Raw genomic sequence first — 11,313 nt, forward strand, 5'->3', positions numbered from 1 at the left:
ACCTGGCCGCAGCGGCTGCCGCCAGCACGGCGGCGCTGTCGGCTGCTGCCGCCGCCGCCGCGCAAAACGACGACGTCGCCGCCGCCACCACCGCACAGGCGGCCGCTAACGCACTGGCAGCCCTGAATACGGCGCTGGCCGACGACGCCGCTGCCGCAGCGGCGCAAACGGCAGCAGCCAATGCGCAGGCACTGGCGACGGCTGCACAGAACGATGACGCCGCAGCACTGGCCGCCGCAACTGCCGCTGCCGTGGCGCAGGCCGCCGCCGCCGCCGCACTGGCCGACGACACCTCTGCCGCCACGCCCGCTGCCAACGCCGCCGCTGCGCTGAGCGCGTATAACAATGCGCTGGCCGATGACGCAGCCGCCGCCCAGGCCGCTGCCGACAACGCCGTGGCGCAGGCAGCCTTGCAGGCTGCCTTGAGTGCCGACGCCAACGCCAATGCAGCGCTGGCCGCTGCAGCCATCGCCCAGGCTGCCGCCACGGCAGCGCAAAACGACGACGCTGCCGCCGCCCAGGCAGCGGCCAATGCGCAGGCTGCCCTGGCTGCGCTGAACGCCGCCATCGCCGCCGACGCCGCCGCTATCGCCACGGCAGCAACGGCCGTGGCAGCCGCCGCGGCGGCCCAGGCAGCGCTCAATGACGACGCCGTCGCCTTGGCAGCAGCAACTGCAGCGGCCAATGCCCTGGCCGCCGCCAATGCCGCACTGGCCGCCGATAACGACGCCGCCAACGCAGCCCATGTGGCCGCCCTGTCGCTGGCCGCCACCCTGGCCGCACAAAATGCCGACGCTGCGGCGATTGCCGCCAACCTGGCGGCCAATGTCGCACTGGGCGACCTGAACCTGGCGATTGCCGCCGACGCCGACGCCCTGAGCAAACAAAACCTGGCCAACGCCGACGCGCTGGTGCTGCTCAACTCGCGCTCGGCCGTCGCCGCCGCCGAACAGGCCAACGCCGACGCCGCCGCGGCGCTGGCCGCGCTCAATGCGGCGCTGGCCGCCGACGCGCTGGCCGCGCAAACTGCCGCTGCGGCCGCTAGCGCCAGCGCACAGGCGCAGGCGGCGCAAAACGACGATGCAGCCGCCCTGGCCGCTGCAGCCGCCGCTGCGGCCGCGCTGACTGCCGTGCTCAATGCGCAGAACGCCGGCGATATTGCGCTGGCCAACAATGCCGCCAATGCCCTGGCCGCGCTCAATGCGGCCCTGAGCGCCGACACGGCGGCCGCCAATGCCGCGCAAGTGGCGCTCGCTGCGGCTGCTGCAGCGCAGGCGGCACAGGCGGCTGATACGGCGGCAGCAAGCGCTGCCGCCAACGCCGCCGCTGCTGTCGCTGCCGCTACTGCGGCGCAGAACGACGATGCTGCCGCCGCCCAGGCGGTAGCCGACGCCGCGACTGCCCTGGCGGCGCTCAATGCAGCGCTGGCGGCCGACGCCGCCGCCGCTGTGGCCACCCAAGCTGCGGCCGACGCCCTGGCCGCTGCGCAGGCGGCGCAGGCAGCCGATGCCGCCGCCCTGGCCGCCGCCGCGCAAGCAGCGTTGGCGCTGTCAAACGTCAACAATGCCGAGGCCGACGACGTTGCCGCAGCCCAGGCGGCTGCCCAGGCTGCAGCGGCCCAGGCTGCCTACAATGCCGCGCTGGCCGACGATATCCGCGCCGCCAACGCCGTGCAGGCGGCCGCCAACGCGCAAGCGGCCGCCAACGCCGCCCAGGCAGACGACGAGGCGGCCGCTGCCGCCGCCGCCCAGGTTGCCATTGCCCAGGCCGCTGCCAGCTCGGCGCAGAATGACGATATCGCTGCCGCCAACGCCGCCGCCAGCGCCGCGACCGCTCTGGCAGCACGCGATGCCGCGCTGGCCGACGATGCCGCCGCAGCAGCCGCTGCCCAGGTGGCCAGCAATGCGCTGGCCGCGGCCAATGCGGCGCAGGCGGCCGACGCCGCCGCCGTGCTCGCCGCCAACCAGGCAATCGCCTCGCAAGCGGCCTGGCAGGCTGCGCTGCAGGACGACACGGCAGCGGCGCTCGCCAGCCAGAACGCCGCTGTCGCACTGGCAGCCTTCAACGCCGCGCAACGCGACGACGCGGCGGCAGCCCAGGCCCTGGCCGCCTACAACGACGCCCAGGCGGCGATGCAGCAAGCCATGACTGTGGCCGCACAAACCGACGCCGGCGCCCTGGCCGCGATTGCCGCCAGCGACGCCCAGGCAGCAGCGGCAGCGCAAAGCACGGCCGACCTGACCGACGCCAACGCCCTGACGCTGCAGGCGCAAGCCGATGCGGCGATTGCCGCCGCCACCGCCAGTCTGGCCGCCAGCACCGATACGCAGGCGCTGAGCGCAGCAGCCGACGCAGCAGCGGCCCTTGCGCTGCAGGCGCAGGCCCAGGCCGACCTGACCGACGCCGGTTCGCTGACGGTGGCAGCCGACGCTGCTGCCGCCGCCGCGGCTGCGGCCCAGGCGCAGGCCGACCTGACCGATGCGGCGCAGCTGTTCGCCATCAGCCAGGCGGCGCTGAACAACCCGCTGGTGATCGGTGACTTCCAGATCGGTTCGGCCACTGTCGGGCGTGATGTGATCGACCTGTCGGCGCTTGCCGACCTGAACGCTTCGGTGGCCGTCGGCGTGGGACTGGGTACCGACTTCGCCAATAACAACGTCTTTATCTTCAACGAGACGGCGGTGTCGATCGGGGCGGCAGCAGCAGCCATTGCAGCGGACGACAGCGTCCTGTCGGGCCAGGGCTATATCGTGATCCGCGATATCAACAATGGCGGCGCAGTGACGGTCTACCATTCGAGCGACCTCAGCACCACGCAGTCGATCGATACGGCGGTAGTCCTGCTCAGCAACGTCAACGTCAATATCACGCAGCTGACGGCGGCGAACTTCCTGGTGTAACAGGAAAGGGGTCGGACCCTGCGGGTCCGGCCCTCATCGGAAAATTGGATGAAACTACAGACTTTCTTGCCAGCTCAAACCTCCCTTTCCGCTCCCCGGCGCGGCCTGCTGCCGTGCCTGGCGGCCGCTTTCACCGCATTCTGCCTGGCGGCCGGCGCGCCTGTGGCACACGCCCAGAGCGCCACCGCCTGGACCTTCGACCAGGTACTGCAGCAGGCGCTGCAAAACCACCCTGCCATACTCGGCAAGCGCTCGCTGCAGGCGGCGGCGCTGGCCGACCTCGACGCGGCGCAGTGGCAGCGCTTTCCCAGCGTGTCGGCCGAACTGCCGGCCGGCTCGCGCGAGACCGGCGGCGTGCTGCGGGTCGAGCAGCCGCTATGGAGCGGCGGGCGCATCGACGCCGGCATCGGCGTGGCAGGCAGCCGGCTCGACGCGGCCGGCGCCGGCATCGAGGAAGAACGGCTGAATCTGTCGCTGCGCGTGATTGCCGCATTTACCGAAGCCTTGCGCCAGACGGCGCGCCTGGCGGCGGCCGAAGCGGGCCGGGCCGAACACGACCGCCTGCTCGACATGATACGGCGCCGCGTCGAGCAGTCGGTCAGCTCGCAGACCGACCAGCGCCTGGCCGAGTCGCGCGCCTACCAGGCTGCCAATGATGTATCGCTAACGCGCCAGGGGCTGGCCAATGCGCTGGCGCAGCTGTCGCAACTGGCCGGCAAACCGGTACGCCTGGTGGCGCCAACCGGTATCGGCGTGGCCGAGCCGCTGCCTGGCGCCAGCCTGGAGCTGGTGGCGCGCCAGGCTGTCGCCTATTCGCCGACGCTGCGCCGGCTCGATTTTGAAGCGAAAGCAGCCGACTCGGAAATCACGCTGCAGCGCTCGGCCTATCTGCCCAAGCTGGTGCTGCGCATGGAAAAGCCGACCGGCGGCATCAATACCGACAACAGCACGCGCGCCATGCTGGTACTGCAGGCGCAGCCCGGCGCCGGCCTGTCGGCCAAGGCCGGCGTGGACGCGGCCGTGGCGCGCCGCGAAGGCGCACGCGCCGCGCACGACACGGCCGAGCGCGAAGTGCGCGAGCGCTTTGCCATCGACTGGAACGAAGCCGAAGCGACGCGCGAACGGCTCGGCAACGCCAACCAGGCCAGCACCACCTCGACCCAGGTGTTCGAGTCCTATGCGCGCCAGTATGTGATCGGTCGCAAGAGCTGGAACGACGTGCTTAACGCCGTGCGCGAAGCCACCCAGGCCCAGTTCGTGCTGGAAGACACGCGCGCGCAGGCGATTGCTGCCAGCCTGCGCCTGGCGGCGCAAACCGGCATCCTTGGCGGGCGCACGGCGCCGGCCGCCAGCGCGCCGCCCAACTAGCCGACACCCTATCAGGAGAGACCGTGGACCACTCCCTCAAACATGGTTTGCTGCCGCTGGTGGAACAGGCGGCGCGCCTGACCGGCCAGCACCTGGCCGGTGCGCGCCTGGCCGATTTGCAGCGCCAGCTCGATGACGTCGACGAGCAAGGCGGGCCGGAAGCGGCCTTGAATAGCGTCTGGCGCGCCGCCGGCCTCGATGGCGCAGCGCATCCGCTGCACGACCCGACGCCGGGCGAACTGCCGTTTGCCACCTACAGCGCCAGCACCGGCTGGGGCCTGCTGCAGTCGCGCAGCAGCAGCGGCGCCTGGTGCGGCGCCGGCATGGACGGCCGGCCGCTCGAACTGCAAAGCCTGGCCGGCCTGGTCTGCCTCAGGCTGCCCCGGCGCAGCGAGAAAAGCGCTGCCCGTCCCGGCGCACTGGGCCTGGTGCGTCAGGCGCTGTGGCTGAAAAAAAGCGTGTTTGTCGACGCCGTGCTGGCTACTGCGCTGGTGACGCTGCTGACCATGGCCACTTCGCTGTTTTCCATGCAGGTGTATGACCGCGTGATCCCGAACCAGAGTTTCAGCACGCTGTGGGTGCTGGTGGTGGGCGTGGCGCTGTCGATCGGACTCGAATTCATCCTCAAGCAGGTCAGGAGCCGCATCGTCGACCACTCCTGCAACGAGGTCGATCATGAACTGTCGGAATGGTTTTTCCAGCGCATGCTGGGCATCCGCATGGAAGCGCGCCCCGCCTCGGTGGGCACGCTGGCGGCGCAGGTCAAGGGCTTCGAGATGGTGCGCGGCGTGCTGACCTCCACTTCGCTGTTCGTGCTGACGGACGTACCGTTTGCCGTGCTGTTCCTGGTGATGATTACCATTATCGGCGGGCCGCTGGTGGTGGTGCCGCTCGTGGCCCTGCCGCTGGCGCTGGTATGCGGATTGATGTTCCAGCGCGCCATCGAGAGCCATACGCGCAAGAACCTCAACGCCAGCAACCGCAAGGCCGGCCTGCTGGTCGAAGCGGTCGACGGCGTTGAAACGCTCAAGGGCAGCAGCGCCGAATGGATGATGCAGGCGCGCTGGGGCGAGCTGGTAGCCGAATCGAGCCACGCCGAGCAGAATATCCGCGACTATGCGGCCCTGTCGCAAAACATCACGGCCGCCTTCCAGCAGCTGACCAACGTGGCGCTGATCTCGCTGGGCGCCTGGTTCGTGGCGGAAAACCGGATGACCATGGGCGCGCTGATGGCCTGCACCATTATCGCCAACCGCGCGCTGATGCCGATCGTGCAGCTGCCAGGCGTGATGGTGCAGTGGGCGCACGCGCGCGCCTCGATCGACGGCCTGGAACAGGTGATCAGCCTGCCCAATGAAGCCGATACCGCCGCCTTTGCGCTCACGCCACGCAGCCTCGATGCGGGCCTGCGCGCCGAGCGCGTGCGCTTTACCTACGGCGGCGCGCAAAAGACCGCGCTGGAAGTCGATGCGCTGGCGATCAGGCCCGGCGAACGGGTCGGCCTGGTGGGCGCCATCGGTTCGGGCAAGAGCACGCTGTTGAAACTGCTGTCGGGCCTGTTCCAGCCGGCCGAGGGCAAGATTTACCTTGGCGACGTCGACACTGCCCTGCTGGCGCCGCCGGTGGTGCGTGAAATCATCGGCTACCTGCCGCAGGAGACGCGGCTGTTCAGCGGTTCGCTGCGCGACAACCTGCTGCTTGGCCTGGCTGATCCCGGTGAAGAGGCGATCCTGGCGGCCGCCAGACGCACCGGCCTGATCGACCTGGTGCTGGGCCAGCCGCACGGCCTGGCGCTGGCCATTACCGAAGGTGGGCGCGGGGTGTCGGGCGGCCAGCGCCAGCTGATCGCCGTGACGCGCCTGCTGCTGGCGAAACCGAAGATCTGGCTGCTCGACGAGCCCACCGGCGCCATGGATGCGAAAACCGAAGCACGCATCGTCGGCCTGCTGGGCGAACTGGCGGCCGAGGGCGTAACGATGATCGCCACCACCCATAAAAACGCCCTGCTGCCGCTGCTGGATCGGCTGGTGGTGCTGCAGGCAGGCCGCGTACTGCTCGACGGTCCGCGCGACGCCGTGCTGGCCAGGCTGGCAGGCAAGCCGCAGGCGGTGGCGCCGGTCGCCACGGTAGCGCCGGCTGCAGCAATGGCACCAGGTAACCAGGGAGCCGTTGCATGATTGAACACGAACAACGCAAGCAGGGCCGGCGCGAAGCGCGGCGCGGACGGGTACTGATCTGGAGCTGCAGCGCCGCCTTGGTCGGCGTAATCGCCTGGGCCGCCTGGGCCGAACTGGACCAGGTCACGCGCGCCAACGGCCAGGTGATCGCCAGTTCGCGCAACCAGATTATCCAGGTGGCCGATGGCGGCGTGCTGGCCGAAATGCGCGTGCATGAAGGCAGCGTGGTCAAGCGCGGCGCCCTGCTGGCGCGCTTCGACCGCACGCGCGCCGAAGCGAGCTACCTGGAAAGCACCGCCAAATCGGCCGGCCTGAAGGCAGCGGTGGCGCGCCTGCAGGCCGAGGTGTTTGGCGGGTCGCCCAAATTCCCGCCCGAGCTGCACGACTATCCTGAGTTCCGCAACAACCAGCTGGCCCTGTTCAACAAGCGCCAGGGCGCCGTGCAGGCCGAAGTCAGTGCGCTCAACAGCAGCATGCAGCTGATCAAGGAAGAACTGGACATGAATCTGCCGCTGCTCGAGACGGGCGATGTAAGCCGTGCAGAAATCCTCAAACTCAAGCGGCAAGTGGTCGATATCCAGGCGCAGATCACCAACCGGCGCAACAAATACCTGCAGGAGTCGCAGACCGACCTGGTGAAAGCCCAAGAAGACCTGGCCAGCGTGCAGCAGATGGTCACCCAGCGCAAGGAGCAATTGGGTTCGACCGATATCTACGCCCCCACCGACGGCATCGTGCGCAATGTGCGCCTCACTACCCTGGGCGGCGTGGCCAAGCCGGGCGAGGAAATCCTGCAGATTGTGCCGACCGAAGACGACCTGATTATCGAGGCAAAAGTCAAACCGGCCGATATCGCCTTTATCAAGCCCGGCCTGCCGACCGCCATCAAGCTTGACGCCTACGACTACGGCATCTACGGACGCCTGCGCGGCACCGTCAGCTATATCAGCGCAGATACCCTGAACGAAGACAACAAGGGCAACGAGCAGCCCTACTACCGCGTGCAGATCAAGACCAGCGGGCGCAACCTGGTCGGCAAGAACGGCGAGCCGATCCTGATCCAGCCCGGCATGACGGCCACGGTGGAAATCAATACCGGCAGCAAAACCGTGCTGCGTTACCTGACCAAGCCGATTACCAAGACGTTTTCGGAGTCGCTGGGGGAGCGTTGAAAGGCCATCGGCCGAACTAAGCTTGCAAAAATTACCAGGCTATGCCACGGCACAGTGGAGTGAGTTGCTTTTTTTATACTTTTAGTCAACAATGAGCAACCAACTGTGGCGCCGGGAGCGCTAAAATAGCAGGTTGATTTTCCTCGCTTGATTCAAGCAAGCTCACGTTCCCTCCTGACCCATGGCACTCGATCCGTCCACTATCCTCATTCTCACGACAGCGCTGGCCGCTGCTGCCGCACTGTATCTGGCCGTGGAATGGCGCAGCGTGCGCGAGAAATCGCTGCTGTACTGGAGCGCGGGATTTGCCGTCATCACCGTCGGGTGCGTGCTGGCCTTGCTTCGCAGCAGCGGCTTTCTGCTGGTCGGGATCTGGTTTGCCAATGGCCTGCTGATCGCTGCCCACGGGCTGTTCCTGGCCGGTGTGGCCAGATTTACCGACGTGCGCCTGTCACGCGCGTGGTATCTGATTGGCGTCGCCTGGCTGGCCATGCTGCTGGTGCCAGGCGAGGCGTGGTGGTCGAAGGCGATGCTGGTCATCCAGTCTCTGTTTATTGCCGGCATCTGCCTGCGCGCCAGCTTCCTGCTGCGCCCACATGGGGTATCGCTGAGCGTGGGTGCGGTGCAGCTGCGCTACGTGCTGCTGCTGCACGGCATCTTCTATTTTGCCAAGGCCGCCTCCATCATTGCGCTCAATACGGTTGTCGACCTGGCGGCCTTCCGTGGCGAAGTGATCCAGGTTTCGCTGGTGGAAGGCGCCATGGCCATCATGCTGATCGCGCTGTCAATGACAGGAACCGAACGCCACCGCCGCGAAGAGCGCATCGAGCAGCTTGCCGCGCGCGACCCGCTCACGGCGCTGTACAACCGCCGCGCACTGGACCAGCGCGCACCTGCGCTGCTGCAGCAAGCCTCGCCGCACAGCCCCGGTGCCCTGCTGGTGATCGATATCGACAACTTCAAGCAGGTCAATGACTTGCACGGCCACAGCGCCGGTGACAAATTGCTGGTTGCCTTGAGTGAAATGATCTGCAATACCCTGTCCCAAGGCGCGCTCGCCGCAAGGCTGGGAGGCGACGAGTTCGTCATCCTGTTGCCTGGCACCAGCAGCGAAAGCGTGGAGGCGCTGGGCAATGCGCTGCGCGACATGTTCAGCCAGATGGCGCAGCAGGCGTTTGCCACGCCCAAGGCGGTCACCCTGAGCATGGGCGGCACGCTGTTCGAGCAGCCGCCGGCCAGCCTGGCGCAGCTGCTTGAACTGGGCGACGCCGCCCTGTATGCGTCCAAGCGCGACGGTCGCAATAGTGTGCGGGTGGTGCGCGGCGCTTGACGCCTGCCGGCGCAACATCGTCACTGGCGCTATGCGCCGCCAGTGTCTGCGGCGTATTTATCGCATTTACTCGAACTGCTTGCGAAACGCCTCGAACTGCGCCGCCAGGCCGTCGAAATCGCTGCGCAGCTGCAGCACTTCCTGCTCCAGCTGGGCCACGCGGCTGCCCTGCTGCGGACTGCTGACGGCGCCGGCGTAGCCAGCGGCCGTTTCGCTGCGCGCCAGCGCTTCTTCGCCACCGAGCAGATGGCCGTAGCGCGGCTCCTTGGCACCGGGCGCGACCGGCAGCTTGGCGACCAGCGGCGGGTATTTGTCGATCAAAAACTGCAGGCCCGATTCCACCTCGGCCACCGATTTGAATTCATGCATGCGCCCGCTGCGGCTGCGGATTTCGCCGGCCGTCTGCAGGCCGCGCAGCATCAGGCTGGTCAGCACGGCCAGCTTGTCGGCTTCGAGCGACCATTTGATGCGCATGCGGTGCTCGTACTTGGCCACGCGCGCGCCGGCCTGCGTAATGCCGTTGACGAATTTGCGCTGCATCAGGCGCTGCAGCACGTCATACACGGTTTCTTCCGACAGCGACATCACCGGCTCGCGGCTCGACAACTGGTTGCAGCCGTTGGTGAGGGCATTGAGCGACAGCGGATAGCTGTCCGGCGTCAGCGCTTCCTTTTCGGCCAGCACGGCCAGCACGCGGATCTCGAACGGGTCGAGCAGGTTGGGATTGTCGTTCGCCTTGTCAGTTGCCGTTACATCTGTATTCATGCATCGATCCTTAATCAACCAGTTTGTTCATCTGTTCGGAGTCGAATTTATCACATTCCGGCACGCCCTGGCAGCAGATGCCGGCCGCCTTCAGGCTGGCCAGCATGGTATCGAGCCGCTGCTCCTGCGCCACCGCATGCGTGATCAGGCCCTGCAGCGCCTTCGACAGCGGATCGTCGCCGTTCGGTGTCACGCCATAGGCGGCAAACAGATGGGCGGTGCTGCCTTCGCGCAGGGCGTTCAGGTCTTTTTGCACGATATGGGCCGGATTGCCGACCGCCGTGGCGCCGGCCGGCACCGGTTTCAACAGCACCGCGTTCGAGCCCACCTTGGCGTATTCACCGACCGTGAAGTTGCCCAGCACCTGCGCACCGGCGCCGACAATCACGCCGCGCGACAAGGTCGGATGGCGCTTGGTGCCGCTGTTAAGCGACGTGCCGCCCAGGGTCACGCCCTGATAGATGGTGCAGTCGTCGCCGACGATCGCCGTCTCGCCGATCACCACGCCGAAGCCGTGGTCGATAAACACGCGCCGCCCAATGATGGCGCCGGGGTGGATCTCGATGCCGGTAATAATGCGCGCGATATAGGAAATAAAGCGCCCTGCCCACTTCAGGCCATGCGTCCAGCACCAGTGCGCCCAGCTGTGCATGACGATCGCGTGCAGGCCCGGATAACAGGTCAGCACCTCCCAGCCATTGCGGGCGGCCGGGTCACGTTCAATGATGCTGTTGATATCGTCGCGCAGGTGGTGGAACATGATGGGAAACTGGGTATGTGAAAAGCAGATGTAGGTCGGATTAGGCCGCAGGCCGTAATCCGACAACATTGGTGACGCGGCGGGTATTGTCGGATTACGCGGAAATGCCCATCCGTTGACGGCGCGCTTCATACAGGCACACGCCCGACGCCACCGACACGTTCAGGCTCTCGACCGAACCGAACATCGGAATATTGACCAGAATATCACAGGTATCGCGCGTCAGGCGGCGCATGCCTTCGCCTTCCGAACCCATCACCAGTGCGGTCGGGCCGGTGAAGTCGGCTTCATACAGGCCTTTTTCACCATCGTCGGAGGTGCCGATCAGCCAGATGCCGCGGTCCTTGAGTTCGCGCATGGTGCGCGCCAGGTTGGTCACGGTAATGTAAGGCACGGTTTCGGCAGCGCCGCTGGCGACCTTGGCGGCGGTAGCGTTCAGGCCCACGGCGCGGTCCTTCGGCACGATCACGGCGTGTGCGCCGACGCCGTCGGCCACGCGCAGGCAGGCGCCCAGGTTGTGCGGGTCGGTAATGCCGTCGAGGATCAGCAGCAACGGCGGGCCGTCGACGGCGTCGAGCAGCTCGTCGAGGTTGCGTGCCAGCGCCAGCTGCGAGGCAAACGCGATCACGCCCTGGTGGCGGCGGGTGCCGACGATCTTGTCGAGACGCGACGAATCGACCGGCATCACGCGTACATTGGCCGACTTGGCGGCGGCGATCAGGTCTTTCATGCGGCCGTCGACGCGGCTGGCGTCGACAAAAATTTCTTCCACCGACGACGCTTCATGACGCAGGCGCGAGGTCACGGCGTGGAAGCCGAAAATCATTTTATTCTTCATGTG

Annotated in this window: 8 protein-coding genes; 5 read left to right on the forward strand and 3 right to left on the reverse strand. The window is 67.2% G+C overall.

Translation table 11 applies throughout. From position 1 onward, the window contains the following. The 5 genes from GCM43_RS25810 to GCM43_RS11230 all read left to right on the forward strand — a co-directional run. On the forward strand, positions 1-2,900 hold a 2,900-nt coding region (locus GCM43_RS25810; RefSeq protein WP_226929446.1), incomplete at its 5' end, for a hypothetical protein. Between the two features lie 48 nt (positions 2,901-2,948). After that, positions 2,949-4,268, forward strand: a complete 1,320-nt coding sequence (locus GCM43_RS11215) for a TolC family protein (protein WP_152244249.1) — start codon at positions 2,949-2,951, stop codon at positions 4,266-4,268. A 23-nt stretch (positions 4,269-4,291) separates the two neighbouring features. Then, on the forward strand, positions 4,292-6,445 hold the full coding sequence (locus GCM43_RS11220; RefSeq protein WP_226929447.1) for an ATP-binding cassette domain-containing protein: 2,154 nt from the start codon (positions 4,292-4,294) through the stop codon (positions 6,443-6,445). Continuing rightward, entirely contained in the window at positions 6,442-7,617 is a 1,176-nt protein-coding gene (locus tag GCM43_RS11225; protein WP_152244251.1) for an HlyD family type I secretion periplasmic adaptor subunit, read from the forward strand. Before GCM43_RS11220 ends, GCM43_RS11225 begins: the two co-directional genes overlap by 4 nt. 181 nt (positions 7,618-7,798) lie before the next feature. Next, positions 7,799-8,947, forward strand: coding sequence for a GGDEF domain-containing protein (locus tag GCM43_RS11230; protein ID WP_152244253.1), 1,149 nt, complete (start codon positions 7,799-7,801; stop codon positions 8,945-8,947). A 66-nt stretch (positions 8,948-9,013) separates the two neighbouring features. Here GCM43_RS11230 and GCM43_RS11235 read toward each other — a convergent pair whose 3' ends face one another. The 3 genes from GCM43_RS11235 to rlmB form a co-directional block, all read right to left on the reverse strand. Beyond that, positions 9,014-9,712 carry a YceH family protein gene (locus GCM43_RS11235; protein ID WP_152244255.1) on the reverse strand — a complete coding sequence of 233 codons (699 nt, stop codon included), beginning with the start codon at positions 9,710-9,712 and terminating at the stop codon, positions 9,014-9,016. A gap of 10 nt (positions 9,713-9,722) precedes the next feature. After that, positions 9,723-10,472, reverse strand: coding sequence for a serine O-acetyltransferase (cysE, locus tag GCM43_RS11240; protein ID WP_152244257.1), 750 nt, complete (start codon positions 10,470-10,472; stop codon positions 9,723-9,725). Positions 10,473-10,566: 94 nt separating this feature from the next. After that, positions 10,567-11,310, reverse strand: coding sequence for a 23S rRNA (guanosine(2251)-2'-O)-methyltransferase RlmB (gene rlmB / locus GCM43_RS11245; protein ID WP_152244259.1), 744 nt, complete (start codon positions 11,308-11,310; stop codon positions 10,567-10,569). Positions 11,311-11,313: the final 3 nt, after the last annotated feature.

Source organism: Janthinobacterium aquaticum (assembly GCF_009208565.1).
In the GTDB taxonomy this organism is placed as follows: domain Bacteria; phylum Pseudomonadota; class Gammaproteobacteria; order Burkholderiales; family Burkholderiaceae_D; genus Janthinobacterium.